Source organism: Amycolatopsis sp. lyj-112 (assembly GCF_046549055.1).
GTDB lineage: Bacteria > Actinomycetota > Actinomycetes > Mycobacteriales > Pseudonocardiaceae > Amycolatopsis.
Map to the genome: position 1 here is coordinate 205,086 of NZ_JAJPWS010000009.1, position 25,331 is coordinate 230,416.

General features: G+C 69.2%; 26 protein-coding genes. 8 read left to right on the top strand and 18 right to left on the bottom strand.

Annotation, left to right across the window (positions count from 1 at the left end; all coding sequences use genetic code 11):
- The first annotated feature begins 15 nt into the window (after positions 1–15).
- Together ACLJRL_RS27755 and ACLJRL_RS27760 are read left to right on the top strand one after the other, a co-directional pair.
- Positions 16–282 carry a hypothetical protein gene (locus tag ACLJRL_RS27755; RefSeq protein WP_410659230.1) on the top strand — a complete coding sequence of 89 codons (267 nt, stop codon included), beginning with the start codon at positions 16–18 and terminating at the stop codon, positions 280–282.
- A gap of 23 nt (positions 283–305) precedes the next feature.
- The gene (locus tag ACLJRL_RS27760) at positions 306–770 is read left to right on the top strand and encodes an N-acetyltransferase (protein ID WP_410659231.1); all 465 of its coding nucleotides are present in this window, start codon (positions 306–308) and stop codon (positions 768–770) included.
- A gap of 8 nt (positions 771–778) precedes the next feature.
- Here ACLJRL_RS27760 and ACLJRL_RS27765 read toward each other — a convergent pair whose 3' ends face one another.
- Genes ACLJRL_RS27765 through ACLJRL_RS27810 form a run of 10 tightly spaced genes read right to left on the bottom strand, consistent with a single transcriptional unit; the run spans position 779 to position 11,346 of the window.
- On the bottom strand, positions 779–1,669 hold the full coding sequence (locus tag ACLJRL_RS27765; protein ID WP_410659232.1) for an alpha/beta fold hydrolase: 891 nt from the start codon (positions 1,667–1,669) through the stop codon (positions 779–781).
- Positions 1,608–2,348 carry an isochorismatase family protein gene (locus ACLJRL_RS27770; RefSeq protein ID WP_410659233.1) on the bottom strand — a complete coding sequence of 247 codons (741 nt, stop codon included), beginning with the start codon at positions 2,346–2,348 and terminating at the stop codon, positions 1,608–1,610. Before ACLJRL_RS27770 ends, ACLJRL_RS27765 begins: the two co-directional genes overlap by 62 nt.
- Positions 2,335–2,994: an SRPBCC family protein gene (locus ACLJRL_RS27775; protein ID WP_410659234.1), complete on the bottom strand. Its 660-nt coding sequence runs from the start codon at positions 2,992–2,994 to the stop codon at positions 2,335–2,337. Before ACLJRL_RS27775 ends, ACLJRL_RS27770 begins: the two co-directional genes overlap by 14 nt.
- Positions 2,991–3,515, bottom strand: coding sequence for a (2Fe-2S)-binding protein (locus tag ACLJRL_RS27780; protein ID WP_410659235.1), 525 nt, complete (start codon positions 3,513–3,515; stop codon positions 2,991–2,993). The genes ACLJRL_RS27775 and ACLJRL_RS27780 overlap by 4 nt, the downstream gene beginning before the upstream one ends.
- Positions 3,512–5,920, bottom strand: coding sequence for a xanthine dehydrogenase family protein molybdopterin-binding subunit (locus ACLJRL_RS27785; RefSeq protein WP_410659236.1), 2,409 nt, complete (start codon positions 5,918–5,920; stop codon positions 3,512–3,514). The genes ACLJRL_RS27780 and ACLJRL_RS27785 overlap by 4 nt, the downstream gene beginning before the upstream one ends.
- A complete protein-coding gene (locus ACLJRL_RS27790) occupies positions 5,917–6,807 on the bottom strand; it encodes an FAD binding domain-containing protein (RefSeq protein WP_410659237.1) in 891 nt (296 codons plus the stop codon). The genes ACLJRL_RS27785 and ACLJRL_RS27790 overlap by 4 nt, the downstream gene beginning before the upstream one ends.
- Positions 6,804–8,204 carry an MFS transporter gene (locus tag ACLJRL_RS27795; protein ID WP_410659238.1) on the bottom strand — a complete coding sequence of 467 codons (1,401 nt, stop codon included), beginning with the start codon at positions 8,202–8,204 and terminating at the stop codon, positions 6,804–6,806. The genes ACLJRL_RS27790 and ACLJRL_RS27795 overlap by 4 nt, the downstream gene beginning before the upstream one ends.
- 37 nt (positions 8,205–8,241) lie before the next feature.
- A complete protein-coding gene (locus tag ACLJRL_RS27800) occupies positions 8,242–9,513 on the bottom strand; it encodes an FAD-dependent oxidoreductase (protein WP_410659239.1) in 1,272 nt (423 codons plus the stop codon).
- A complete protein-coding gene (locus tag ACLJRL_RS27805) occupies positions 9,491–10,303 on the bottom strand; it encodes an aspartate/glutamate racemase family protein (RefSeq protein WP_410659240.1) in 813 nt (270 codons plus the stop codon). Before ACLJRL_RS27805 ends, ACLJRL_RS27800 begins: the two co-directional genes overlap by 23 nt.
- On the bottom strand, positions 10,300–11,346 hold the full coding sequence (locus ACLJRL_RS27810; RefSeq protein WP_410659241.1) for a leucyl aminopeptidase: 1,047 nt from the start codon (positions 11,344–11,346) through the stop codon (positions 10,300–10,302). The genes ACLJRL_RS27805 and ACLJRL_RS27810 overlap by 4 nt, the downstream gene beginning before the upstream one ends.
- 225 nt (positions 11,347–11,571) lie before the next feature.
- On the opposite strand from ACLJRL_RS27810, the gene ACLJRL_RS27815 reads away from it, so the two are divergent.
- Positions 11,572–12,078 carry a MarR family winged helix-turn-helix transcriptional regulator gene (locus ACLJRL_RS27815; RefSeq protein WP_410659242.1) on the top strand — a complete coding sequence of 169 codons (507 nt, stop codon included), beginning with the start codon at positions 11,572–11,574 and terminating at the stop codon, positions 12,076–12,078.
- Between the two features lie 25 nt (positions 12,079–12,103).
- Here the strand turns inward: ACLJRL_RS27815 and ACLJRL_RS27820 are convergent, their stop codons facing one another.
- Entirely contained in the window at positions 12,104–12,580 is a 477-nt protein-coding gene (locus ACLJRL_RS27820) for a nuclear transport factor 2 family protein (protein WP_410659243.1), read from the bottom strand.
- Between the two features lie 99 nt (positions 12,581–12,679).
- Here ACLJRL_RS27820 and ACLJRL_RS27825 point away from each other — a divergent pair, with 99 nt between their 5' ends.
- The gene (locus ACLJRL_RS27825; protein ID WP_410659244.1) at positions 12,680–13,438 is read left to right on the top strand and encodes a helix-turn-helix domain-containing protein; all 759 of its coding nucleotides are present in this window, start codon (positions 12,680–12,682) and stop codon (positions 13,436–13,438) included.
- Positions 13,439–13,468: 30 nt separating this feature from the next.
- On the opposite strand, the gene ACLJRL_RS27830 is transcribed toward ACLJRL_RS27825, so the two are convergent.
- Positions 13,469–13,858 carry an HPF/RaiA family ribosome-associated protein gene (locus tag ACLJRL_RS27830; protein WP_410659245.1) on the bottom strand — a complete coding sequence of 130 codons (390 nt, stop codon included), beginning with the start codon at positions 13,856–13,858 and terminating at the stop codon, positions 13,469–13,471.
- A gap of 122 nt (positions 13,859–13,980) precedes the next feature.
- Here ACLJRL_RS27830 and ACLJRL_RS27835 point away from each other — a divergent pair, with 122 nt between their 5' ends.
- Complete coding sequence (locus ACLJRL_RS27835; protein ID WP_410659246.1) at positions 13,981–14,670, top strand: PAS and ANTAR domain-containing protein; 690 nt, start codon at positions 13,981–13,983, stop codon at positions 14,668–14,670.
- 17 nt (positions 14,671–14,687) lie between these two features.
- On the opposite strand, the gene ACLJRL_RS27840 is transcribed toward ACLJRL_RS27835, so the two are convergent.
- The 4 genes from ACLJRL_RS27840 to ACLJRL_RS27855 form a co-directional block, all read right to left on the bottom strand.
- Positions 14,688–15,527 (bottom strand): acyl-CoA desaturase, encoded by an 840-nt coding sequence (locus tag ACLJRL_RS27840; protein WP_410659247.1) that lies wholly within the window; start codon positions 15,525–15,527, stop codon positions 14,688–14,690.
- A gap of 45 nt (positions 15,528–15,572) precedes the next feature.
- Positions 15,573–16,802, bottom strand: coding sequence for an alpha/beta hydrolase family esterase (locus tag ACLJRL_RS27845; RefSeq protein WP_410659248.1), 1,230 nt, complete (start codon positions 16,800–16,802; stop codon positions 15,573–15,575).
- A gap of 352 nt (positions 16,803–17,154) precedes the next feature.
- On the bottom strand, positions 17,155–18,177 hold the full coding sequence (locus ACLJRL_RS27850; protein WP_410659249.1) for a HEAT repeat domain-containing protein: 1,023 nt from the start codon (positions 18,175–18,177) through the stop codon (positions 17,155–17,157).
- The gene (locus tag ACLJRL_RS27855) at positions 18,178–18,819 is read right to left on the bottom strand and encodes a HEAT repeat domain-containing protein (RefSeq protein ID WP_410659250.1); all 642 of its coding nucleotides are present in this window, start codon (positions 18,817–18,819) and stop codon (positions 18,178–18,180) included.
- A gap of 191 nt (positions 18,820–19,010) precedes the next feature.
- Between ACLJRL_RS27855 and ACLJRL_RS27860 the strand changes: the two genes are divergently transcribed.
- Genes ACLJRL_RS27860 through ACLJRL_RS27870 form a run of 3 tightly spaced genes read left to right on the top strand, consistent with a single transcriptional unit; the run spans position 19,011 to position 21,882 of the window.
- On the top strand, positions 19,011–20,375 hold the full coding sequence (locus ACLJRL_RS27860) for an NAD(P)/FAD-dependent oxidoreductase (RefSeq protein ID WP_410659251.1): 1,365 nt from the start codon (positions 19,011–19,013) through the stop codon (positions 20,373–20,375).
- Positions 20,376–20,400: 25 nt separating this feature from the next.
- Positions 20,401–21,276, top strand: a complete 876-nt coding sequence (locus ACLJRL_RS27865) for an alpha/beta fold hydrolase (protein WP_410659252.1) — start codon at positions 20,401–20,403, stop codon at positions 21,274–21,276.
- 39 nt (positions 21,277–21,315) lie between these two features.
- Positions 21,316–21,882 (top strand): PadR family transcriptional regulator, encoded by a 567-nt coding sequence (locus ACLJRL_RS27870; protein ID WP_410659253.1) that lies wholly within the window; start codon positions 21,316–21,318, stop codon positions 21,880–21,882.
- Positions 21,883–21,973: 91 nt separating this feature from the next.
- Here the strand turns inward: ACLJRL_RS27870 and ACLJRL_RS27875 are convergent, their stop codons facing one another.
- Together ACLJRL_RS27875 and ACLJRL_RS27880 are read right to left on the bottom strand one after the other, a co-directional pair.
- Positions 21,974–22,855 carry an intradiol ring-cleavage dioxygenase gene (locus ACLJRL_RS27875; protein ID WP_410659254.1) on the bottom strand — a complete coding sequence of 294 codons (882 nt, stop codon included), beginning with the start codon at positions 22,853–22,855 and terminating at the stop codon, positions 21,974–21,976.
- Positions 22,856–22,967: 112 nt separating this feature from the next.
- Entirely contained in the window at positions 22,968–25,289 is a 2,322-nt protein-coding gene (locus tag ACLJRL_RS27880; protein WP_410659255.1) for a DNRLRE domain-containing protein, read from the bottom strand.
- Positions 25,290–25,331: the final 42 nt, after the last annotated feature.

Consider the following 25,331-nt stretch of genomic DNA (forward strand, 5'->3'; position numbering starts at 1 on the left):
GAGCGGGAGGCCTTGATGGACGAGTTCAACGAGTACCTGGACCTTGTCGCCGAGGTGCGGCGACGACACCCCGAACAACGCGAGGGCCAGGCCTACTTCAACGCGGCCAGGATGATGTGGCCAGGTCTGCTTGACGACATTCCTGCGGAGCGCGATCCGTTCACGGTCGATCGTCGTCTTCCGGCGTTCCTCGAGTGGTTGCCGCAAGCCCATGCCGCGCACGAGAATCGGTCGTCAGTCGCGGACGCCATCGAGAAGAAAACTCGAGTGCGGGAGGTCTGATCAGCTCGCTACGATCCCGGGTCATGCCCGCGAACGAGTTCGTGCCAGCCGGTTTCGAACCGCCGACCTCGCTCGCCACCGACCAGTTCCACCTCGAACCGCTGGGGCCGCGGCACAATCCGGCCGATCATGCCGCCTGGATGTCGAGCATCGAGCGCATACGCTCCACTCCCGGCTATCCCGACGGCAACTGGCCACCGCCCGATGGCATGACGCTCGAGGAGAACCTCACCGACCTTCGCCGTCACGCCGACGACTTCACGCGCGGCACCGGTTTCACCTTCACCGTCCTCGCGCCGGCCGACAACGACGTCATCGGTTGCGTCTACCTGTATCCCTCGTCCGCCGCGGAGTGGGACGTCACGGTGCAGTCCTGGTGCGGGCCGACAGGTCGGGTCTCGACGTACCACTCGCCGACGCCGTCGCACGCTGGCTCGCCACGGACTGGCCCTGGAAGCGTGTCGACCGCTGCGGTCGCTGACTCCTGACGAAACACTCAATCTTTGTTTGCCTGCAACAGTTTTCGCAAGGACTCACGGAGTGCGGCCAAGCCGGCGTCCGGCTGATCCCAGAAGACCATGTGCCCGGCCTCCGGAATCCCGGCGAACTCCGCCGCCGGATTGTGCTCGGCGGCTTCGGCCGCACCGGCGGCGGTGACGACCGGACTCGCGCCGCCGTACAGGAACATCGCCGGGGCAGGCACTTTCGGCCAGTCGGCGAAGAAATCCTCGGATTCGAAACCGGCGTGGGTCGCGGCGATCGCGGTGCGGGAACACGAAGACAGCCAACGTGCGCGCAATTCCTGTTCCCGGCGCGGCCATCGCGGCCAGGAACGCGCCACCTCATCGGCGTCGGTGCCCCTGCGGGCTTGGTCGAGCTGCCCGAGGAAGGCGTCGAGAGTGGTGGGGTACGGATCCCGCCCGGGACCGCTCAACGGAGGGTCGACCAGCACGGTGCCGCGAAGAGGTGCGGCACCGGTGACCGCGGCCCGCGCGGCGATCCGAGCGCCCATGGAGTGCCCGAGCAGGATGGGGCGATCCAGGCCGAGCCCGGCGACGACCGCGTCGACGTCCGCGGCGTAGCTCGCCAGGTCGTAGCCGTGCGGCGGATCGGTCGCCGGGGCGTTGTCGGACAGCCCCCTGCCACGGACGTCGAGCACGAGCGGCCGCACGAGATCGGTGAGTTTCCGCGCGACGAAGTCCATCGTGACGGCGGGGCTGGTGATCCCGGGCAGCACGAGCACCGGGACACCGTCGGCCGGCCCGTAGTCGAGCACGTGCAGCCGTACCTGCCCTGACCGTACCCAGCGGCTGGTCGCGGGCACCTCACCGAGATCGGCCAGTGCGGGCTGAGCGAGTGTGCGGAGCTCCGGGGATTCGGTGACCATGGGAACCTTTCTGCTGAGGGGCCGGATCGGAGAGGTACGCCAGGGCGTCCTCAACGGTGACGACATCGGCGTACTTCGCTTGCAGGTCGAACAAAGCGGCGTCGTGGGGCCCCTGGGCACGGTCACCGCAGGCTTCTCGCACGACGAGGGTGTTGAAGCCGGACTGGACGGCGTCGACGGCGGTGGCCCGGACGCATCCCGAAGTGGTGGCGCCGCAGACGAGGACGGTGTCCGTGTTCAGGCCCGCCAGGACCGCGGCCAGCGCGGTGCCGTGGAACGCCGACGCCCCCTTCTTCAGGATGAGATGGTCGACGTCGCTCCGTTCCAGGCGGGGATCGAGAGCGATCTCTTCGCTTCCTTCGCGGAGGGCTCGCATCCCCGGCGCCTTTCGGAGCCAGGCGATGGCGTCGCCGTCCGCCTCTGCGGCCGTGTAGGCGATCGCGGTGTAGATCACCGGCACGTCGTGCCGCCGGGCCGCGGTCACGAGCGAGGCCGCCGCGGTCACTTCGGCGGTGAGGTCGGCTCCGGACGGGAAGCCGGGTTCGGTGAACCCCCGGGTCAGATCGACCACGACCAACGCCGGCCGGGCGCCGCGCGGCACCGTGGCGCCGAAGCCCGCGCGGTCGTAGACGCTGACGGTCTCGGCGCCGTGCAGGCCGAGGTGCTCATCGACGGGCACGCTGCAACTCCTTGATCAGTTTGTCCTGGGTGCGGATCCGGCCCAGCAGCCAGCCCTGGAACAGGCCGAGCGCCGCAGCCGCCACGATCGGGCCGTAGCGCTTGACTCCCGGGGGAAGCAGGACGCCCAGCCCGTCGAGAGCCTCCGAGCCGCCCGCCGAAACCGGCTTCGCCGCGGGGGCACCGCTCGTGGCCGGAGCGGGCTTGGCCTGCAACTGGTCCGCGAGATTGCGGGCGAACTGGTCGAGCAGGCGGGTCGAGACGGCGCCGATCGCGCCCTTGCCGAACTGGGCGAGCTTGCCGCGGAGGGACAGGTCGGTGCGGAGATCGATCGTGGCGCCGCCGGGTGCCTCGCGCACGGTCAGCGTGACCTCGGCTTCGGCATCGCCGTTGCCATGGCTGTCCGCTCCCCTGGCCAGCAGCCGCAGTCTGCGTTCGTCCGCGGCGACCTCGGTGAAGCGCACGGTGCCGGAGTAGGCGGCGGTGATCGGACCTACTTTGACCTTGACGCGGCCGAGGTACGCGTCGTCCTCCCGGCCGTCGAGGGTCGCGCCGGGAAGGCAGCCCGCGACCCGCTCGACATCGTTGATCAAGGCGAAGACCGCGCCGGGCTCGGCCGCGACGGACAGCTGGTTCTCGAGAATCACGGTGTCGTTTCCTTTGCTGCGGCGGGACAGGTGCCGGTTTCCTTCGCGTGGCATCGGCGGGTCGCGGTCGCTTCGATCGCGTCGACGATCGTCTGGTAACCGGTACAGCGGCACAGATTCGCCGAGATCGCCTCGCGGATCTCTTCGCGGCCGGCGTCCGGCCGCTGGGCGAGGAAACCTTCGGCCAGCATCAGGAATCCCGGTGTGCAGAAACCGCACTGGAGACCGTGGTGCTCGCTGAAAGCCTGCTGCAGATCGGAAAGTTCGCCGTCCCGCCCCAGCGACTCGACCGTGCGGATGTCGGCGTTCTCCGCCTGTACGGCGAACATCAGGCAGGCCCGCACCGGTTCGCCGTCGACGAGGACGGTGCACGCGCCGCACACCCCGTGCTCGCACCCGACGTGGGTGCCGGTGAGGCCGAGGTCGTGCCGCAGGACGTCGAGCAGGGTCATGCGCGCCTCGACGACGGCCTCGTGCTCGCTGCCGTTGACGTCCAGGACGATCAGATGCCGATCGCTCATGCCGGGGTACTCACTTTCCCACGAACGCTCACCGCGTCGAGCGCGGCGAGCACGGTCTGCGGGTGGACCGGTGTCGTGTCGAGTTCGACTCCGGTGTGGCGCAGGGCGTCGTTGACCGCGTTCAGCACGGCCGCCGGCGCGCCGATGGTGCCGCCCTCCCCCGCGCCCTTCGCACCGTTTTCGGTGAAGGCGCACGGCGTCTCGAGGTGCGTGACGGTGATGTCGGGGATCTCCGTGGCGGTCGGGACGAGGTAGTCGATGAAGCTGGCGGCCGACGGCTCCCCGTTACCGGCGTAGGTGATCTCTTCGAACAGCGCGCCGGCGATGCCCTGGGCGATCCCGCCGCGGCACTGTCCATCGACGACCTGGGGATGGATCACCACGCCGCAGTCCTCCACGCACGCGTACCGCAGGATCTTGACCTGACCGGTGCCAGGATCGGCCTCGACGACCACTGCGTGTGTGGCGTTGGAGAAGGTGCCGTCGCCGGGCACGTCGAAGCTCGCCGTGGCCGTCAGCGTCGGTTCGACGTCCTTGGGCAGCAGGTGACTGCGGAGATAGGCCACGTCGGCGATCTCCTCGAACGACGCGCGCCTGGCCGGGTCGTCGATCTGGACGACGCCTTCGTCGCCGTCGAGGCGGACGTTGTCAGGACTCGTTTCGAGCAGGTGCGCGGCGATCGTGCACAGGATTTCGCCGAGTTTCCCTGCCGCGAGGGACACCGCCGAGCCTCCGATCGTCACCGAACGCGAGGCGAAGGTGCCCCATCCGTAGGCGATGCGCTCGGTGTCGCCCTGGCGGAGCTTGACCTTGTCGATGTGCAGCCCCAGCCGGTCGGCCACGATCTGCGCCAGCGTCGTCTCGTGCGACTGGCCGTGGTTCATGGTCCCGCTGGTGACCACGACGGAGCCGGTGGTGTCCATCCGGATCTCGGAGATGTCGAAACCGGGGACCACGGTCATCTTCCGTTTGGCGAAGGCTCCCGAGCCGTATCCGGTCCGCTCAGAGAAGCAGCAGTAGCCGATGCCGATGTGCCTGCCCTCGGCGGCGGCGCGGTCCCGGATCTCGTACCACCCCTCGTCGCGCATCGTGGCCTCTGCCAGATCGAGGGACTCCCGGTAGGTGCCCGGGTCGTAGGTGATGTCGTTGACGCCGGTGTACGGGAACTGGGTGATCACGTTGCGGCGCCGGACTTCGACCGGGTCGAGGCCGAGTTCCCGGGCTGCGCGTTCCATGACCCGCTCGATCGCCATCACGTACTGGGGGCGGCTGACCCCGCGATAGGGCGCCGTCGGGGCCTTGTTGCTGGCGATGGCGCGGGCACGGACCCGGTACTCGGGCACCTGGTACACGCTCGGCATCTCCGCCGACGCCATCAGTGGCTCGATCCCCGCCGTGAACGGGTAGCAGGAGTAGGCGCCCATGTCGCAGACGACATCGACGTCCAGCGCGGTGATCCGCCCGTCTTCGTCGAACGCCGCCAGGGTCCGGTAGCGCTGTTCCCTGGCAAGGAATCCCGCCGTGAGCGCCTCGCGGCGGTCCTCGATCCATTTCACCGGCCGGTCCAGGCGACGGGCCGCCGCGGCGACCGCGATCTCCTCGCGGCCCACCACGCATTTCTGGCCGAAGCCACCGCCCATGTCCGGGACGGTGACCCGCACGGTGCGTTCGGGAACCCGCAGCGAACGGGCCATCGCCGTGCGCACCTGATGCGGTACCTGGGTGCACATCTGCACGAGCAACTGATCGTCGCGATCGTCCCAGGACGCCACCACGCCGCGTGTTTCGAGCGGGAGCGCGTTCTGCCTTCCGCTCTTCGTGATCACCTCGATCACGCGGCCCCGGCCGGCGCGGGCCGCCTCGAATGCCGCGTCCACCCCGGGTGTGTCGAACATGGACACGTCGACCAGCACGTTGCCAGGCGCTTCCTCGTGCACGAGCGGCGCGCCCTCGGCGAACGCCGTCTCCTCCGAGACGATCGCCCCGAGTGGCGCGTAGTCCACCACCGCGGCCTCGACACCGTCCTCGGCGCTGTACGGGTCCCGCGCGACGACCAGTGCCACCGGTTCGCCGGTGAACCGCACCTTCTCCCGGACGAGGATCGGCATCGCGGTCGGCGAGAACTCCTCGGGTGGGCGGTCGAGCAGGGCGACGATGTCACCGAGTTCCAGGTCCGCCGCCGTGTACGCGGCGACGACTCCCTCGACCGCCAAGGTGGCCGACAGGTCGATGCCGGTGATCGTGCCGTGCGCGACCGTCGAGCGGACGAAGGCCGCGTGCAGCATGCCGGACAGCTGGATGTCGTCGACGAAGCGGCCCCGGCCGGTGAGAAAGCGGGGGTCTTCGCGCCGGGGCACCGACGCCCCGACCCAGCGACCGTTCCGCCCGTCGAACCGTGCGGTCATCGCGTCTCTCCTTTCTCCCACGCCTGCCGCAGCGCCTGGGTGACGAGGGTCCGTGCCAGCCGGCGGCGATACGCGGCGCCGCCGGCCGCGTCGTCGGGTGGGTCGATCGCGGCCGCCGCGGCCTCCCCGCAGGCGGCGAACAGCTCCGGTCCGGGAACACCGCCGTCGAGCAGCGCCTCGGCCTCGGGCACCCGGACGGGCGCCGGTGCCACCCCGCCGAGCACGACCCGTCCCCCGGCCAACGAGTCGCCGTCAGATGCGGCGTCGAGGCTGACCGCGGCGTCGACGATCGCAAAGTCACCGTGACGGCGGGCGAACTCGGTCAGCGCGGCCCGCGGCGCCGGGCGGGTGAAACGCACGGCCGTCACCACCTCGTCCGGTTCGACCGCGGTGGTGTAGAAGCCGTGGAACATGTCCCCTGCCGGGATCTCGCGTCGGCCGTTCGGGCCTTCGGCGACGATCTCCGCGTCGAGCAGCAACGCGAGCAGGCACCATTCCGCGGTCGCGTCGCCGTGGACGATGCTGCCGGCCACCGTGCCGCGCGAACGGATCGGGAGGTGCCCCACCCACCGCATCGCGCGGGACAGCACGGCGAAATCCGGTCCCAGCGCGGCACCGGAGACCTCGACCGTCCGATGGGTGACCATCGCGCCGATCGTGAGGCCGGAATCGTCACGCCGGAAGGAACTCAGCGCCGGATCCCGGCGGAGCGGGCCCAGATCCACCAACGCCGTCGGGCGGGCGAGCCGGAAGTTCATCATCGGCATCAGGCTCTGGCCCCCGGCGATCAGTTTCGGGTCCTCGCCCGCCGTGGCGAGCTCGCCGAGCAGACCGACGGCGTCGGTGACGTCGTGAGCCCGGTGGTAGCGGAAGGCGGCGGGCTTCACGGAGCGGACCTCGTGGCGGAGGGCGTTTCGGTCGCGGGTTCCGCCGGGTCGACGATCCGGTCGAGTTCGCGGCCGCGGGTCTCCGGTGCGCTCGTCATCATGAACGCGACCGCGGCCACCACCAGGACGCCCAGCAAGGTGAAGGTGAGCGGCAATCCGAGCACCGGCCACAGGACGCTGCCGAACAGCAGCGGCGCGAAACCGGTGATCGCCCGGCTCGACGACGACGCCCAGCCGAAGCCGGAGGCACGGAGTTCGGTCGGGTAGAGCTCGGAGACGTAGGCGTACATCACCGGGATGACCACCAGGGCGAACAGGCCGAACGCGCCGATCGCCACGACCGCCGCCACCGGTGAGTCCAGCACCAGCGAGAACACGACGAGCGACAGCGCGGTGAGCGGCCCGGCGACCACGATGATCCGCTTGCGGCCGACCTTGTCGACCAGGAGCACGGCCAGCGCGACACCGACGATGCCGAGCGCGTTCATCAACGCCGTCGAGGCGAAGGCGGCGATCTCCCCGAATCCCTGCGCCCGCAGGATGGACGGCATCCAGCTGAGCGCGGCGTAGTAGACCAGCATGACGCTGATGAACAGCGCCCACGCGACCGCCGTGATCCGCGGATTGAACGCCCACACCCGGCGCAACTGGTCGAACGCCGCCGTCACCGGGCCACCACGGGTGTCCTCCACGACGGCGGGCGGAACCGAGTAGGGCTCGGGAGTCGTTCCCGTGCGGCGCACGAGATCGTCGATGACGGCGCGGGCCTCGACTTCGCGGCCCTTGCGGACCAGGTACAGCGGTGACTCCGGCACGCCCCGCCGTACCCAGAACAACAGCAGCGCCGGCAGGATCATCAGCACCAGCATCCAGCGCCAGTTCCCTTGAACCGGGAGCAGCACCGTCGCGGTGACGGCGGCCAGCGTGGTGCCGACGGGCCACCAGCCGTCCATCGCCGACAGGACCCGGCCGCGATGACGGCGTGGGGAGAACTCGCTGACGATCGCGTAGTCGACCGGGATACAGCCGCCGAGTCCGATACCGGCCAGGAAACGCAGGGCCAGGAACGTTTCCACGTTCGGCGCGAGCGCACCGAGCACGGAGAAAAACGCGAACAGCAGGAGCGTGACGCTGAACGCCCGCTTCCGGCCGATGCGGTCCGCGACCGTGCCCCAGACGACCGCGCCCACCGCCATCCCGATCAGGTTGGCGGTGGCCACCAGCCCCTTCTGCCCGGCGGACAACCCGAATTCCGCCCCGACCAGCGGGGTGAGGAACCCGTTCAACGCGACGTCCCAGGCGTCGAACATGTAGCCGAGGCCGCCGATGAGGAAGATCTTTCCCTGCACACTCCAACGCCAGGGCAGGTCCTGGACGATCTGATCTCCAGTACGCATGAACCGCTCCGTTGCGATTTGCCGACCAGTTCCGTCTTCAGCGGGCGAACTGGTAGTGGATGGACTCGGTGTCGGGGTCGGTGAGCGGGCTGCCGTTCCACAGCCAGTCGTAGGAGACGTCGGACTCGCCGTCGAACCGGCGCAGCTTCTCGTCGCGCTCGCGCTGCTCGGCACCGTCGGGCAGGTGGTAGAAGTCCATGTTCTGCAGTGAGGCGTCCTGGACCATGCCCGCGTGCTTGGCGCGCCGGTCCACATACCGGATCAAGGCGGCGTCGATCCCGTCGCGCGTGACGCGGCCCAGCTCCTCGGCCAGCACGGCGGCGTCTTCCATCGCCTGGGACGCGCCCTGGGCCTGGTAGGGCAGCATCGCGTGGCATGCGTCGCCGAGCAGCGCGACCCGCCCGTCGACCCAGACCGGATCACGGCGCCGCCGGTACATCGCCCACACCGAGACGTCCTCGTCCTTCGCCTTGGCCAGCATCGTCGGCACACGATCGTCCCAGTCGTGGTACTCCGCGGCGAGTTCGGCGGCGGTGGCGGGCCCGCTCCAGTCCCTGGCGACAGTCTCGGTGCACGGCACGATCGCGACCACGTTGAGGTACTCCCCGCCGCGGATCATGTAGTGCACCAGATGTTTGTTGGGCCCGTACCAGATCGTGGAGTGGTACCGGTCGGCCAGAAACCGCGTCGCGGGGTCCTGCGCGATCAGGTCTCCGGAAATCAGGGCCCGGTAGGCCATCTCGCCGGAGAACGCGAGCGTGTCGTCGAACCCGGCGAGATCGCGCACCGAAGACCGGATGCCGTCCGCTCCGACCACCACGTCGCCCGCGAACCGGCGCCCGTCGGCGGCGACCACGGCGGGCCGGTCCGCCACGGTCCGGTCGAGTTCGACCACCCGCGCGCCGGTCGCCACCCGCACCACCGGGCCGGCGCCGTCCGGATCCAGGCAGGCGTCGAGCAGAACACCGTGCAGGTCGGCACGGTGGTAGTGCCAGTAGGGCGCGCCGTACTGGTCGGTCACCCGGCCGCCGAGTTCCAGCTGGGCGATGATGCTCCCGTCGGCCCAGCGACGGCGGACCTGGTCCTGCGGCTCCGTCCGCACCCGCTCGAGCCGGCCGCGCAGCCCCAGGCCGATGAGGATCCGGCTGGCGTTCGGCGCGGTCTGGATACCCGCGCCGATCTCACCCAGCTCCGGAGCCGCCTCGACCACGGTGACCCGCATACCTCGCTGCCGCAGGGACAACGCCGCGCAGAGCCCACCGAGCCCGCCACCGACGACAACGACCTCAAACGACTGACTCGCGGCCATGCCCGCCTCCCGTCTTCGTCCTTGCTACCGCACCGCTGAGCAGCCTCCCGGCACCGGGCACGCGAGGCTCGACCCCGAGTTCCGACAGGATCCGGAACGTCGTGGCGGTCGCCGCCGACAGGACCGGGATCCCGACCTCGTCCTCCACCGGCTGAATCGAGGGCAGCGACGGCATCTGGACGCAGGCCGACAGCACCAGGGCGTCCACATCAGACAGATTCAGCCGGCGATGGTGCTCCCGCAACCCGGCCGGGTCCAGCCGGGCCACGGCGAGATTGTCGGACACCTCAAGGGAAAGCGCGTCGACGACCTCGAATCCGGCGTCTTCGATGTAGTCGGCCACCGCCTTGGTCAGAGGCTTCAGATACGGCGTGATGATCGCGACCTTGCGAGCCTTCAGCGCGCCGAGCCCGGACAACAGCGCGCCGGCACTGGAAACGACCGGAGATTCGCAGCCCTCGTCGCGCAGCACGCGTGTGATGTCGGCCTCGGCGGTGCAGTGATAGCCGGGCCCCTGAGCCATGATCGCCACCAGGCACGCGGTGGCCACCACGTCGGGCCTGGCGTCGGCGAGTTCGGCCGCCGCCCGGCCGGCCTGGGCGTTCATCGCCCGCAGCTGTTCGGGTTCGACGTGCCGCATCCGGGCGCGCGCCGAATGGAAGACGAACCGGTCCCCCGGCTCGGCGTCCTCCCTGGCGCGCAGCATCCGCGGCAGCTCGGTCTCCATCGTGAGGTTCGAGCTGGGGACGATCATCCCGATGTGGTGGTCACGGACCATGCTCGCGCTCATCGACGGCCTGCCGGACGCATCTCGGCCACCGTCAGCTCACCACGATCGACGATGATTTCGTCGTCCAGGTAAAGGGAATTGCCCCGCATCGGGATGTCGAAGTGGCAAGGGGTGTCGTTCGGACCGCCCAGCTCGTTGTTGGGGCCGATGGAGAACATGACGTTGCCGTAGAAGCTGCGCAGTTCCATGCCCATCCCGCCGGGGAACTGGGTCAGGCCGTGCCAGTGCGCGCGCTCGTCGAGTCCCCAGCCCACGTGGCTCATGCCGTAGCCGCGGGGGTCTTCGAAGCTTTCGATGTAGGAGCGCAACAGGTCCGCGTCCAGTCCGGACGATCCCGCGCCGCCGCGGATGTCCCGGATGAAACCCTGCTCGATGGTGATCTCCACCGGGGTCTGCACATAAGTGTTGAACGGCAGCAGCACATCCCCTGGCGAAAGCACGATCTTCCCGTCGACACCGTCGTCGGCGCCACCGGTGAACACGAACGCCGCCGGCCAGTGATCCCAGCGGCCGGGAGTGTCGGTGTAGCCGTATTCGGACAGCGTCGGGTACACCCCGAGCCGGTAGGTGACGTCGGTTCCCGCCGGGCTGGTGATCCGCATCGTCCCCGCCTTGGCCAGGAGCTCGGCCCCGATCTCCACCCGCTCGCGCAGTTCCTGCGTGGGCATGAGCCGGGCCAGCAGCTCGGGCGGTTCGACAGCCGTGAGGATCCGCGTGCCCGCGTCCTGGATGGCGAACTGTTCCTTGCTGAACAACAGGAACGTGCAGTCGACCACCATGTCCACGCTCTTGAGCGCCTCGACGGCCAGCGGGATGTTCCCGAGCCCCGAATCGCCCACCGCCCACGCGCCCGCCGCACTGGACGGCGAGGGCAGCCGCATGTGGTAGGCCGAGGCCCCCAGCTGCTGGGCGGCCCACAGGAAGGCGTCGGCGTACTCCGCGCGCTCACCGCCGCGGGTCAGCACCACCACGGTCTCGCCCTCGTGGACCCCCGAGAAGGTCAGCTGGCGCAAGCAGATGTCGTTGAACAGGTTCTGGTCCATCGTTGACCACCTCCGTACTAATCCGAGCACGTACTATCCGGGTACGCAAGAGTTGAAGCCGAATCCGTGATCCCGCAAGCTCTACCGGTGCCCTCATCCGAACACGTACTATCCGGATACGCAAGAGGTGACACTGGACAAACCGGCCTGGCCGTGAGCGACCGTCCGGACACGTAGGATCACCCCTGGCCCGGACATCGGGTGGAACCGACGAGGGAGAACGCGATGGCTGAACCGGCGCGCACGGGCCGGCACAGGGAAGACACGGCGGCCGTCACTCCCGCGCCGCCCTCCGATCTTCTCGCGGCCCCCGGCTACGGCGCGCGGCGGCTGTACCAGGCCTACCTAGCCGCCTGGAATCGCCATGTGGACCCCGTCCTGACCGGTCCGCAGTTCGCGGTCCTGTCCGCGGTCCGCGCCTATCCCGGCAGCGACCAGAGTTCCTTGGCGGGCGCCGTCGCCCTCGACACGTCGACGATGGCCGACCTGTGCCGCAGGCTCGAACGGCGGGGCCTCATCCGGCGCGTCGAGTCCCCTCACGACGCCCGGCGCAAACTGCTGTCGCTCACCGACGAGGGCAAGACGACGCTGAGCCAGGTGAACCGGCGCGCCCGCCGACTGGACAAGGCCCTGCTGGACGACGGCACGGCGGGCGACATCGACACGGCGGCGCTGCTCAACGCGCTCGGCACGCACTGGGAGCGGATCGCCTCGGTGGAAAAGCTGCGCTGAGCCGACGGGGCGCCGCGCGCGAAGTTCACTTCTCGGTCGTGGTGGCCCGACCGCTGTAGTCGGCCATTCGATGCCCGGTGCGCCACGGCCGCGCCGCGCCGGATGTCCACCAGCGTTGCCAGAGCGAGGGATGCTTGAGTATCGCCGGCAGCAGCGGCAGAGGGTCGAAGTAGTTCGTCCGCTCGATCGCTTTTCCGTCGCGCAGGACGAACCGGTCGATATTCGGCCATTCGATCAGGTCACGCCCGACGTGAGCGCGCAGCCGGAGTTCGATGAACAACAGATCCGGGTCGCCGCGCCACCGGTCCACCTGGGCGTGCAGGTCGGGCAGAAAGCGCCAGATCCGCCGGAACTCTTCCTGCGCGGCCGCCATCCCCCGCATCGGTGCGGCCAACGGCTGGGTCAACACGACGTCGGGGTGCAAGATCTCTGGTATCCGCTGGGGAGAGGGGTCGTTCCAGAAGTCGATGAAGTTCGCGACGAACTGCTCGGACTCTCGCATGTGGATGTGCCTTCCGTGCGGGCTGGTCTTGATCGACAACCAGGCTGTCCACCGCGAAAAGCGGCGATGGCCCGTCTCACGGTGCTTATTCTCGATCACATGACCGCTCCGGCACTTCCACGAACGTGCGCCCCCGTTCAGTTATGGCTCCGGCTCGGGCACGCCGTCTACCTTGGCCCGCTGCTGCGCCTAGGACCTCACTCTTCGGCGATCGCCTGTCTGGGCGTCGGCCTCGACGGGCCCTTCACCGTCCGGGCCGAGGGGGTGCCGGACCTGACCGTCCGCAGCTTTCTGTTCCGCGCCAGGGTCCGGCACGAAATCCGCGACGGCACGGGCCGGATGCTGTTCTGCTACTTCGACCCGACCTCGGCACGGATGTCCCGATGCCTGGGCGGTATGCGGCGTGCCACCGACGCGTTCGGCACCGACCACCGCCACGAGGCGGACCTGATCGACCTGGCCACCCGCGACGAGGTGGACTTCGACCAAGTGCTGGCGGCAGCCAGCATCCCCGTGGTCGTCGCCGGCGATACGCGGATCGCCGACGCGGCGGCCCGGATCCGGGCCGACCCCGCGCGCCGGCAGCGCGCCGAGGCTGCCGCGCGCGAGGCAGGCCTGTCCAGGTCACACTTCCTGCGGAAGTTCTCCGACCAGACCGGCACCAGTTTCCGTCGCTATGTGCAGTGGGCACGGATTCTGCGCGTGGCCACGGCCTTCGCTGACGGCCACGATCTCACCCGCGCCGCGGCCGACGCGGGATTCGCCTCGCCGTCGCACCTCACCGACACCTTCCGGGGCATGTTCGGCCTCACCCCGACAGCGCTGGCCGCCCTCGACCCCCAGCTCCTGCTCCACTAGCTGTTCGTGCTTGGTCCGGGGTCACCTCGATCAAGCCTGCGGCTCGTCCTTGATCACGCCGACCTGCTCCGGGTCGTCCGGGCCGGGCATGTGACGGATGCTTTCGCTGCCCTTGTGGTCGTGTGCGCGGTCGTACCGGGAATCCAGCATCCTCCCCAATTTGAGCGCCGCCCCGGCGTACGCGTCGTCCACGGTGGCCGCGTGGTGGGTGACCGCGAGCGGTTGTTTACCGCCGGGTCGCGCCTCGATCACGCACTTCTTGTCTTCCGGCTTGCCACCCCCGTCTTCGCTGAGGTGCACCTCCACCCGGGTCAACCATCCGACGAACCGGGACAGGCCGTTCTCCAAGTCGGTGGTCACATAGGTGGCCAGTCGTTCGCCACCGTGGATGTTGTGGTCGGTGTTGACTTGGATCTGCACGAGCACCCTCCAAAGCGGGATTGCGATGATCCCTAGGTACCTCGGGAGCGGCTCACCCAAACGCGCCTGTCCTGACCGGTGAACCTTTTCGCGTCGACCGGCGGTCTTGGCAGAATGAGCCGGTGACCGACATCGCTGAGTCCAAGACGAGCGCTCCGCGTTCGAGGCTGAACGAGATCATGGGTGGACGCCCGCACACCATCGGCAGCTTCCGCTTCCGCTTCGCCGACCAGTCCTGGGAATGGTCCGACGAAGTCGCGCAACTCCACGGCTACGAGCCAGGAACGATTCAGCCCACCACCGAACTGCTGCTGTCACACAAACACCCCGAAGACCGCGACACCGTCGCCGGCACCCTGGCCGCGACGGTCCGCGACGGCACCGCGTTCTGCAGCCGCCACCGCATCATCGACACCGCCGGGATCGAACACCATGTCCTGGTCGTCGGCGATCGCCTCTACGACAGCACCGGCACCGCGGTCGGCACCACCGGCTACTACGTCGACCTCGACACCAGCCGAGACGAACACCGCCAGCAAATCCTGGCCGAAGCCCTCCCCGATCTCCTCGGCGCCCGCGCCTGCATCGAACAAGCCAAAGGCGCGCTCATGCTCGTCTACGGCATCACCGCCGAACAAGCCTTCCACGTCCTGCGCTGGCGATCCCAGGAAACCAACACCAAACTGCGGGACCTCGCCGAGAAACTCGCCACCGCTCTCACCACCCTCGGCGGCGGCCCCCTGCAACAACGCACCCAGTTCGACCACCTCCTGCTCACCATCCACCAACACCCCGACCCGCCGGCCACCTGACTCATGCCCGGGAGCGGCTAGCGGGCGTCGGTGCGTTCTCTGACGGGTGTTTCGCTGAGGAGCCCACGTTCCAGGTTACCGAGCCCACGCGGTGACATGGTGTAGCCAGGGTTGAGTTTGCGAGCGAGGCGATCCGCCTTCGGCCAGCGGACGTCGGTGGCCCAGCCGGCCTTCTCGAACAGCCAGATCGTCCGCGCGGACATGTCCAGCTGGCCGCGCCGGACACCGTGCCGGGCGCCGGTGGGATCGGCGTGGTGGGAGTTGTGCCAGGACTCGCCCATCGACGCGATCGCCAACGGCCAAAAATTCGCCGACTTGTCCCGCGCCGCGAACGGCCGGTCACCGATCATGTGACACAACGAGTTCACCGACCAGGTGACGTGATGCAGCAACGCGACCCGGACGAGACTCGCCCAGAAGAACGCCGTCACCGCACCCCACCACGACATCGTGATCAACCCGCCGAGCAAAGCCGGAGCGAGCAGCGTCACGACGGTGAGCAGCGGGAACAGGCGGTCGACGCGGGCGATGTCACGATCGGCCAGCAAGTCGGGGGCGAACCGCTGCGCGTTGGTCTTCTCGCGGTCGAACAGCCAGCCCATGTGTGCGTGCCAGAACCCGCGGGCCAGTGCCGCCGGAGACGTGCCGAACCGCCACGGGGAGTGCGGGTCACCATCCCGGTCGGAGAAAGCGTGGTGGCGGCGGTGATCGGCGACCCAGCCGATGACCGGGCCCTGCATCGCCATACTGCCGGTGACCGCGAGCGCGATCCGCAGGCCACGACTCGCCTTGAAAGCACCGTGGGTGAAGTAACGGTGGAACCCGACGGTCACACCGAGGTATAACGACGAGCCCACCGCACATGTTCCCGGCTCACTGCTTCAGCACCCGCGAGGACCTCGTCAGGCGTACCCCACCACCAGGGGGGAACAGTCGGCTTTGTCGGTCCAGTCGTTCCCGCACCGGTAGAGGGTGATCGTGGTGGTGTAGCCGTGCCGCGCGCCCAAGATGTTGTACTCGGTGACGTCGACCCGCCCGGCGATGTAGTGGTCGGTCGGTGTGCCGGTCGCGGTTTCGGTGTAGGGCGGGCGGGTGGTGGTCGGGCTGCTGGTCGGCCCGGTCGGGGTCGCGGTCGGGGTGGGCTGGGTGCCGTCGATGCCCCAGAACTTGACCAGGTAGTGGGCCGAGCAGATGTTGACGTCGAGGATGTAGGCCCCGGCGGTGCCGCACTGCGCGGCGCCGCTGCCGGGGTCGACCGGGTGGCCGTGGCCCATACCGGTGATCTCGTACTGCTCGACCGTGCCGCCGTAGACGCGGTGCGGGTAGCCGGCGACCGTGTCGCGCACCTCCGGCGTCTGGTCGGTGCCGTTGGCGTTGGTGAACTGCTCGACCAGTTCGTTGGCGTTCATCGGGCGCACCGTGGTGTCGGCGGCGCCATGCCAGATCGAGACCTTCGGGCGGGGTCCGGAGTAGGACGCCGCCGCACGCACCTTGTCGCCCCACTGGGCGGGGGTGAGGTCGGTGCCGGGGCTCATGCAGCTGTAAGCGGTGGCCACCGAAGTGGCGCAGCCAAAGGGCAAGCCCGCGATCACGCCGCCGCCGGCGAAGACGTCGGGGTAGGTGGCGAGCATGACCGAGGTCATCGCGCCGCCCGCGGACAGCCCGCTGACGTAGGCGGATGTGGCGCCGTTGTCCTGTTCGGCCTTGTCCACCATCTGGTTGATCGACAGGGCCTCGCCGGAGCCGCGGCGGGTGTCGCCCGGCTCGAACCAGTTGAAGCAGGAATTGGCGTTGTTCTGCGACCGCTGCTGCGGGAACACGACGGTGAACCCGTGCCGGTCGGCCAGTTGCATCCAGCCGGTGCCTGAGGCGTAGCCCGAGGCGTTCTGGGTACAGCCGTGCATCGCGACCACGACCGGACGGCCGGACGGCAGGTTGTCCGGCACGTAGCGGAACATCTGCAGATTCCCCGGGTTGGAGCCAAAGCCCGTGACCTCACGCAGACTGGCCGCGGCCGCCTCGCGCGGCGTGGCGACAAGGACGATCGTGACGGCCGTCAGCACGGCGAACAACGCCAGGACCATCGCGACGGGACCGCGAATAAGGGGAAAGGAACGAGAACGATCCGACATGACGCAACCTCCACAGTGAGGTGATCAGGAATCAGCGATGTGGGGAGATACTAGAAACGGAGACGCCGTTCGGTCTCTGGCGAATATCACCATTCTTCTCGTCGCCCAGGTATGGCGTCGAACCATGGCGTCACGCGACACACCCGGCCCGTTACCGGATCGACGCTGGTCACGGGCGCCGCAGAGTCATCTAGTGTCGTGCGTCGGAAATTCGTGTGTTTTATCGGCGGATCCAGGTTTCCGCTGGGCGTGCGGCCGGAAGCGGCTTGTACTGGTTGTACCCGCGCTTTCGGCTGTGCGTCCAGCGGGAAGCTGGGCCGTCGAGAAGGCCACGAATTTCCGACGCACGACACTAGCTCTCCGGCATGCCGTCACGACGTTCGAGCATTCCTGCGAGGGCCGACGCGATGAGGGCGACGGCGCGATCATCGTCGTCCGCCAGGTTCCGCAGCACGCCGCGCGCCGGTTCCGGCGGCATCTCGGCGAGGGCCTGGGTCAGGCGTATCCGCGTCGCCGGGTCCGCGGTGGGTGCGGCGAGCTCGTCGACCAGCGCGCTCATGATCCGATCCGCGCACCCCGCGTCGCGCGCCAGGGTTCCGAGGACCTCGGCCGCCTCGACGTCGGTCGTGCCCTCGGCCACCATGCGGACGAGTGCCGGCACGGCGGTGGTCTCGCCACGCGAACCCAAGGCCAGCGCGGCACGGCCGCGGACCGTCTTGTCCGGGTCGCCGAGCGCCTCCGTCAGCACCGCGGTCGCCTCGTCACCGGGCATCCCGGCGATCGCGAGGACAGCGCGCCGCCGGACGTCGACGTTCTCCGAACGCGCGCCGGACGCCAGGCTCGCCACACCGTCGCCGCCCGCCCGCGCGAGAGCCCACCGAAGGGCTCCGGCGACGTTCGGATCGGCTTCGGCGAGGACCGCCCCGGCCAGCATCTCGGTGGGCACCGGCACGTCCTCGCCCGGAGCCAGGACGGTCTGCTGCCGGCGCGCGGCGTGCGGCGAGTTGAGCCCGTGCAGGAGCTCGACGATGCGCAGGACGCCCTCCCAGCCGAAGGGCGCCGAGGCGTCGACCGCCCGAAGCCGTTCGAGCAGCTCCTGCTCCCGCTTCAGGCGTTCCTCGGTCCGCCGGATGAGGTTGCCGACCAGATCGGACGGCTCGAAGGCGGGATCCTCCAGGGCGCGTCCGATCTGGCGCAGCGACAGGCCGAGGGACCGCAGGCTTTCCACGTGGAAGATCCGGCGGATGTCCTCGTCGGAGTACTCGCGGTAGCCACCGACGGTGCGGCCCGTCGGGCGCACCAGCCCGAGGGAGTCGTAATGCCGGAGCATCCGGCTGCTCACCCCCGAGCGGCGCGCCACCTCACCGATCAGCATTCACGCTCCCCCGGCTCGTTCCGGGCCGAGCGCGACGATCCGTTTCGCCTCGTCGACGGCCGGGTCGAAATCGGCGTCCGGGTCACGCAAGAGCCGCTCCGTGGCGCGGGCGTGCGCACGCACCTCCGGGTCGGCACTCGCCAGGCCCGTCCGCAGGGCGGGCTCGATCTCGTCTCCGAGCGCGACGAGCGCCCTGCTGAGACTCAGCCGCACCTTCCGGTCGCCGCGGCCGAGTTGTGCGACCAGGTCCCCGGCCAGCTCTTTCCGCTCCCCGTCGGGGACGAGGACGACAGCCGCACGCCATGCGCTTCGCGCGACCTCGTCGTCGGCATCGTGCAGCAGCGACCGGGTGATCGCGGGCCACGCGGCGCCGTCCCCGATCTTGGACAGCGTGTGCAACGCCTGACTCCGGGCCTGGGCGACCTCGGAACCGAGCTCCACCAGGAGCACCGGCACCGTGCTCTCCGCCGGGAAGCGGGTCAACGCCCAGGTCAGCATGTCTCGCACGAAGAAGTCCGGCTCGATCGCGCACCGCGCGACGAGCGTGTCGACGTATCGGGCGTCCGGGTGCGTCCCGGCCGCCAGCGCCGCCTGGAGCCGCGTCGACGAGCTTTCGGAACTCAACGCGTCGAGCAGCCGCATGTCCGGCGAAGTCCTCTGTGTCGTGTTGATGGGGATCACCTCCTGCCCACAGTGAAGACCTTGTCACGATGTCAAGGTCAAGCATGATCCATCCGTGGAAGTTCGACCTGCTGGAACCCGCCGCGACGATTGACTCGCGCTATTCAACAAGTTATATATAAATGATGTCATATCTGCGGCGAGGTCGAGCGGTGGTGCTCGGCGCGGGGATCGCCGGTCTCGTGACCGCACGGGTGCTGTCCGAGCACTACGACGAGGTGCTCATGGTCGAGCGCGACGAGCTTCCGGACCGGCCGGAGCATCGGCGCTTCGTTCCGCAGTCGCATCACGCACACGGCCTGCTGGGTTCCGGCCGCCGGGTGCTGGTCAGGTTGTTTCCCGACCTGTCCGCGGAACTGGCCGCCGGCGGCGCGCTCACCCCGGGTTCGGGCGACCCCGCGATGGGAGATCGTTCGCTCTTCCTGGTCCGCGGCGGGACGACCATCCGGATCCCCGCCTGGTGGAGCGCGGGCTTCGGCGCGAGCCGGGTCCTGATCGAGCACGCGATCCGCGCCCGCGTCCGGGCGCTGCCGAACGTCACGGTCCTCGACCGGACACCCGCCACCGGGCTGCTGACCGACCGGGCCCGCCGCCGGGTCACCGGTGTCCGGACACCCGGCGAGGACCTGGACGCCGATCTGGTCGTCGACGCCTCAGGCCGCGGCTCGCCACTGCCGGAATGGCTGGAGCGGATCGGGTACCGGCCCCCACCGGAATCGGTCGTGCACTCCGACGTCCGCTATCTCAGCGTGGTCACCGAACCCGATCCGTCCTTCGATCCCGAGTGGCTGGCCATCCTCGGCGGCCAGGCCGAATCCGGCTCCTCCGTCGGCGGTGTCGTGCTTCGCGTCGAGCACGGCCTGCTGCACATCTCGTTCGGCTCGATCGCCCGGAGCGGACCGGTTCCGGCGAACCTGACCGAGTTGCGTGACTTCGCCGATCGGCTGACGGCACCGGTGGTGGCCGAGGCGCTCCGCCGATCGACACCGACCGGCCCGATCCGGACCTTCCGAGTCCGCACGAACACCCGGCGCCACTACGATCGAATACGCGAAATGCCCGACGGCGTCCTCGCGCTCGGCGACGCCGCCAGCGCGGCCAATCCCATCTATGGTCAGGGAATGAGCGTGGCCGCCCTGTCCGCGGCCGCGCTCGGCCGGGTACTCACCGCCGGGGACGACGCGGGGTTCGGGCACCGGGCGGCGCGGGCCGTCGCCGCCACCTCCGCCGAGGCCTGGCGCCTCGCGCTCGGAGAAGACCTCCGCTACGGATGCCGCACCGAAGGGGTCCGGTCACCGTGGACGGCCAGGTTCGGTGAGGGCTACCGCAACCGCTTGGAACGAGCGGCGGCGCTGGATCCCGAGGTGGCGGCGGCCTTCAATGACGTGCTCAATCTCCACCGGCCGTTGTCGTCACTCGGTTCCCCGCGGATCGTCCGGCGGGTGCTGAGGCCGTTGCGTGACCGCGATCCCGGCCCCCTGTCCGCGACCGTCGCCGCCGTGCTCGGCGCCGGCTGAACCCGTCCGCACGAGGAGCTCCCCCATGTTCCAGCCACAGTTCGTCGACGTCGACGACGTCTTGCTCCACGTCGAGACCGACGGCCCCGAAGCCGGTCCGGCCGCCTTGTTCCTCCACGGCTGGCCCGATCTCTGGTTCACCTTCGAGCCGCAGATGACCGTGCTCGCCGAGCAGGGGTACCGGATACTCGCGCCGGACCAGCGCGGCTACGGCCTTTCGTCCAAACCCGCCACCGTCGCCGACTACGAGATGCCCCGGCTGGTCAACGACATCGTGCTGCTCATCGAGCGGCAGAAGGCGGCGCCGGTGCATCTGGTCGGGCACGACTGGGGCGGGGCCGTCGCCTGGTCGGTGGCGATCGAGCGGCCCGATCTGGTCCGGTCGCTGACCATCGTGAACTGCCCGCACCCGCAGGTGTTCGCCGAAGCGCTGGCCCGTAAGCCTTCCCAGCTGCTGCGGAGCTGGTACATGGTGGCGTTCCAGATCCCCGGCCTCGCCGAGACGATTCTCGGCGCCCGCGACGGCGCGGTCCTCGCGGCGATGCTCAAAAACGGCGCCCGGCTGAGCGACACCGACCTGGACCGCCACCGTGCCGTCTGGCGCCATCCGGGCACGATCCAACGGCCACTGTTCTGGTACCGCGCGCTGTTCCGGGCGACGCTGCCGTCGATCCGCGCCGCACGCCCCGCACCCGACCTGACGGTCCGGGTACCGACCCAGATCATCTGGGGACGCCGCGACGGCGCACTCGGCAAGCACCTCGCCGAACCCAGCGCCGCCCTGTGCGAACAGTCCGAACTGCATTGGCTCGACACCCGGCACTGGCCGCACCGCGAACAACCCCAGCGTGTCACCGAACTCCTCACCGCCTGGTTCGCACAGCACGCGGACCGGACCTGATCACTTGCTATTCTCCGGGTTTCCGCCGAAAGGAGCCCGATGCTCAGATTCGCCCTACTGGGTTTCCTGCTCCGGCAACCGATGACCGGCTACGACCTGGCCACCGCGATCCGCGCCAGCATCCACTTCGTCTGGCCCGCCCAGCTCAGCCAGATCTACCGCACGTTGAGCCAGCTCGAGGACAGCGGCCTGGTCGTGTCCGAAGTGGAGCCACAGCAGAGCAGGCCCGACCGCCGGGTGTACACGGCCACCGAAGCCGGACGGGCGGCGTTCGGTTCCTGGGTGAGCGAACTGGTCACCGAACTCGACCCTGTCCGTGTGCCCTTCATGGTCCGCTTCTTCTTCAGCGCATCCCGTCCGCTGGAAGACACCGTGACCCAGCTCCGGGTCATGCGTGATCTCCATGTCAACGACCGCGACCGGCTCGCCGTCGAACTGCCCGGCCAGATCGCCGAGGCCGAGGCCCTCACCGGCGGAACCGAACTCGACCCCCTGATCTGGGACTCGGTCCGCCGGGCCGGCGAGATGATGGCCCAGACCTGGGTGGACTGGATCGACGAAACCATCGAACGACTCCAAGACGCCGCACGCACCGACCGCGAATAACAAGCTTGATCTTCAAGCAGTCCTGGCCGCTCGGCAGCGGACCTGGCCGGCACTGCACTCGAGCCGTTGCGATGAGCCGGAACCGACGCGGCTAACGAGACGGTGGCCGCCCGGCGGTCGGTGTCGTGGTGGTGTCCACTCCGACGTTGAGTGTCACGGTGTAGCCACTGGTGACGTCGCCGGTCACGCTCGCGAGCTGTAAGGCACCGCTGTCGTCGCCGAAGACGTTGTCACTGCTCAAACTCACCTTGGCGAGGTTCGGCACGGACTTCTCATAACCGGTCTGGGCGTAGACCGTTTCGCACACGTTCTGCGGCAGGGCGATCTGCGAGGTGGCGATCACCTGGGCGGAATCGGTGATGCCGGCCTGGTCGGGATAGACCTCGAAATGGATGTGCGGCCAGCGGCCGTCGTAACAGGAAGGGAAGATACTGGTGAAGCGCACACGCCCGTCGGCGTCGGCGATCTGGACACCTCGCAGGTAGTTCTCGTTCTCGATCCCCTCCGAATAGAGGGAGTATTCCCCGGAGTTGTTGCAGTGCCAGACATAGACGGCCACCCCGGCGAACGGGGAGCCGCCCTTGGCCAGGTCCGCGATCACCAGTTCCAGGGTCATGGGCACGCCTTCGGCGGTGCCGCTGCCGGTGCCGAAACTGGACCGGATGTCACTACGCACGACGCCGCTCTGCTCGAGCACGTCCGGCCCGTTGGAGCCGTCACCCGGATACGGCCCCGCTGTCTCGTCCGGGATCTCACCCGACGCCGCCGAAGCCGACGTGGTGGTGGTCGGGGAACCGCTGGAGGCCGTGCCACACGCGGTCAGCACGGCCCCGGCCGCGCCGAGACCGAGAAAGGCCAGCGCCCGGCGACGGTTGAGCAGCGTTCCGATATCGAAGCCAAGGCCTTGGTCCACCACCTCGTCCTGCGGTCGAGGCAGCGGACGGCCCTGGTAAGTCAGCTCAGGTTCACTCATGACCTCAATGTGCACTGAAAAGTTAGAGGTCTCTTGTGTGAGAACTGTGAGCCGGCTTTGGATCCTGGTCAGGCGCGACCCAGCGACGGCACCACTGTCTCGGCCACGGCGGCTACGGGACGTAGAAGTTCCGCTCGGACACCTCGGTCCGCAGCCCCGTCTCGTTGATGCTCCAGAGGCGCAACACCAGATAACGCCCGGAAGGCTGATCGGCGGGCACGGTGAACTCGATCGCCGCCGTGCCGTCCGGCCCCGGCGGGACGGTGTTCTCGGGTCCGTCCGCGAGCGACCAGCCGAAGGTCGCCACGTTGGCCTGCACCGGGCTGAGCGTGCACCGGACCACCTGACCGGGTTTGACGTAGCCCTGGTCGTCGCAGGCCGCCTGGGGAGCCCAGTGCCTGACGGAGATCTGGTAGGTCGTGGTCTCGGAAGTCCCGCCACCGGGCAGGGCACTGGTCACGGTCAAGATGGTCCAGTCCGGCCGCGTCGGGGTGAAGGTGATCGACGCCTTGCCGTCCGCGTCGGCGGGCACCGTGACCGGTGGCGCGGAGTCGAACGAGTAGGTGTACGCGGTGACGCCCGGAAACGGTGAGGTGAAGGCGAGTGTGCCGGGGATGCCGACCCCGCCGCTGGGTACGTACTCCGGATACTCCGCGCTGACGACCTGCGGTTTGTTCGAGGCGACATCCACGTTCAGGTACTGCATGCCCGACCGCTGGCCCTGCGCTGTGGCACTGCGGACGTAGAGCATGTTCCAGCCTGAAGCGGCGGCGGCCACCCGCAGGGCCGCGGTGCCGTCCGCCCCGACCGGGACGGTCGTCCACTCACCGCCGGCCCATTGGTACGTGAACGTCTCCGAGCCCGGCAGCACCGCGCGCAGCGTGAAGTCGATCGGCCGGCCGAAGATGGGCCGCTCGGTACGCCTCTCGATGATCGGATGGCCGGGATCGATGCCGAGTTCGGTTTCGCCGAGCGAGGTCAGGTAACCGGTGCTGAGCTTGGCGCGGACGTGAATCCAAACCCTGAAGTCGGGATTGTCCGGGTAGACGGTGACGGTCGCGGATCCGTCCGGGCCGGCGGGCACCGTGGTCTCGGCTTCCTGATTGAGCCGGTAGACGTACCCGGCCACCGGGGTTTCGCCCTGCGGCGTGAAGGTGCACTGCCGCGGCTCGCCGACGTAAGCCCTGGCCGGGGTGCAGCTGACATCGGGCTGGTTGCTGAGGACCCAGAACCGGTATTCGGCGAAGGGGGAGCTGTTGCCCGCCGCGTCGACGCCGCGCACCCGCAGCGAGTTCGAGCCCGAATAGTCGGGGGTGTACCGGACGACGGCCTTGCCGCCGGGGCGGTCCGCGGTCGCGTGGAATGGCCTGTCTGCGCCGTCGACGTAGAAGAAGCCGACCACGTCGGTGTCCCCGCCCGCGTCGAAGACGAACGTGCCGGGCACGCCGGTGCCGCCGGTGCCCGGATGGACGTCGGCGTAGTCGGGTGAGGTGACCGTCGGAGCGGTGGCGGGCGAGGTGAAGTCGGTGGTGAACTTGCAGACCGCGCTCCACGGCCCGAGCCCGCCCGCGTAGTCCTTGCCTCGCAGCTGCCAGGCGTAGGCGACGCCCCCGGTCAGGAAGCGGCTGACGTCGGCCCACACCTTGTCGCCGACCATTCTTCCGGTTTCGGGGAACGTGACCCGCTGGTCAGGGCGATCGACGGGCCAGAGCGCGTACTCGGCGCCGATGCCGGAATGGTCCGCGTCCTTGACGGTCGCACCGAGTTGCACCGAGTCGTCGACGATCCTGGGTTTGGCGGTGCACGGCTGACGGTCGATGGTGAGGTCGGTGGCCTTGCCGGGGAGCTTGTTGTGGCTGAGGGTCAGCTTCACCTTCGGCGAGTACTCGCGACCGAACCGGACGTCGGCCTGCTGGGTCTCCGGCAGCCGGAAGGCGAAGCTGACGGTGGGACGCCCGGCGGCGATCGCGTTGCGGACGCCTTCCGTGACCGTCCAGGTGAGACTCGGTGACGGGCAGCGGTCGTCGATGTAGGGCCCGCCCATCTTGGCCAGCTCGGCGGGCTGGTTGTTCCAGGTGGGCTTCTTGGCCGGTCCGGTGAGCCAGACCTCGGTCGCGCGAGGGTGGGCGCAGTCGGTGACCCCGGTTTCGGCGGTGCTCAAGACGGCGTAGGAGAGCTCGCTGCCCCGTAGCGTCGACAGGTCGAAGGTGACGTAGGACTTGGAGACGTGAATCGTGCCGTTCGCGTAGGTGCGGGCGCCGACGGGGGCGCTGCCCGAATGGTCGACGAAGCTGGCCTTCGGCGCGGCCGAGTCGATGTAGGCCCACGACGTCGGCACGACGTCGGTGACGCTCGCGGCGGCAGCCGGTACGGCCGTGCTGCCCATGACGAGTAGCGCGCTGACGAGCACGGTGCCGATCGAGCGTGTACGCAACTGGTCCTCCCCCAGATCAGTTGATTCCCCCAGCGCACTGAC

What these genes read in the sequence shown, in the direction of transcription:
- ACLJRL_RS27810 (WP_410659241.1), bottom strand. Translation starts at nt 11,346, where the DNA reads ATGGACCAGAACCTGTTCAACGACATCTGCTTGCGCCAGCTGACCTTC.
- ACLJRL_RS27850 (WP_410659249.1), bottom strand. Translation starts at nt 18,177, where the DNA reads ATGCTGATCGGTGAGGTGGCGCGCCGCTCGGGGGTGAGCAGCCGGATG.
- ACLJRL_RS27780 (WP_410659235.1), bottom strand. Translation starts at nt 3,515, where the DNA reads ATGAGCGATCGGCATCTGATCGTCCTGGACGTCAACGGCAGCGAGCAC.
- ACLJRL_RS27755 (WP_410659230.1), top strand. Translation starts at nt 16, where the DNA reads ATGGACGAGTTCAACGAGTACCTGGACCTTGTCGCCGAGGTGCGGCGA.
- ACLJRL_RS27805 (WP_410659240.1), bottom strand. Translation starts at nt 10,303, where the DNA reads ATGAGCGCGAGCATGGTCCGTGACCACCACATCGGGATGATCGTCCCC.
- ACLJRL_RS27875 (WP_410659254.1), bottom strand. Translation starts at nt 22,855, where the DNA reads ATGAGTGAACCTGAGCTGACTTACCAGGGCCGTCCGCTGCCTCGACCG.
- ACLJRL_RS27845 (WP_410659248.1), bottom strand. Translation starts at nt 16,802, where the DNA reads ATGTCGGATCGTTCTCGTTCCTTTCCCCTTATTCGCGGTCCCGTCGCG.
- ACLJRL_RS27795 (WP_410659238.1), bottom strand. Translation starts at nt 8,204, where the DNA reads ATGCGTACTGGAGATCAGATCGTCCAGGACCTGCCCTGGCGTTGGAGT.
- ACLJRL_RS27825 (WP_410659244.1), top strand. Translation starts at nt 12,680, where the DNA reads ATGACCGCTCCGGCACTTCCACGAACGTGCGCCCCCGTTCAGTTATGG.
- ACLJRL_RS27855 (WP_410659250.1), bottom strand. Translation starts at nt 18,819, where the DNA reads ATGCGGCTGCTCGACGCGTTGAGTTCCGAAAGCTCGTCGACGCGGCTC.
- ACLJRL_RS27765 (WP_410659232.1), bottom strand. Translation starts at nt 1,669, where the DNA reads ATGGTCACCGAATCCCCGGAGCTCCGCACACTCGCTCAGCCCGCACTG.
- ACLJRL_RS27815 (WP_410659242.1), top strand. Translation starts at nt 11,572, where the DNA reads ATGGCTGAACCGGCGCGCACGGGCCGGCACAGGGAAGACACGGCGGCC.
- ACLJRL_RS27820 (WP_410659243.1), bottom strand. Translation starts at nt 12,580, where the DNA reads ATGCGAGAGTCCGAGCAGTTCGTCGCGAACTTCATCGACTTCTGGAAC.
- ACLJRL_RS27865 (WP_410659252.1), top strand. Translation starts at nt 20,401, where the DNA reads ATGTTCCAGCCACAGTTCGTCGACGTCGACGACGTCTTGCTCCACGTC.
- ACLJRL_RS27760 (WP_410659231.1), top strand. Translation starts at nt 306, where the DNA reads ATGCCCGCGAACGAGTTCGTGCCAGCCGGTTTCGAACCGCCGACCTCG.
- ACLJRL_RS27785 (WP_410659236.1), bottom strand. Translation starts at nt 5,920, where the DNA reads ATGACCGCACGGTTCGACGGGCGGAACGGTCGCTGGGTCGGGGCGTCG.
- ACLJRL_RS27870 (WP_410659253.1), top strand. Translation starts at nt 21,316, where the DNA reads ATGCTCAGATTCGCCCTACTGGGTTTCCTGCTCCGGCAACCGATGACC.
- ACLJRL_RS27800 (WP_410659239.1), bottom strand. Translation starts at nt 9,513, where the DNA reads ATGGCCGCGAGTCAGTCGTTTGAGGTCGTTGTCGTCGGTGGCGGGCTC.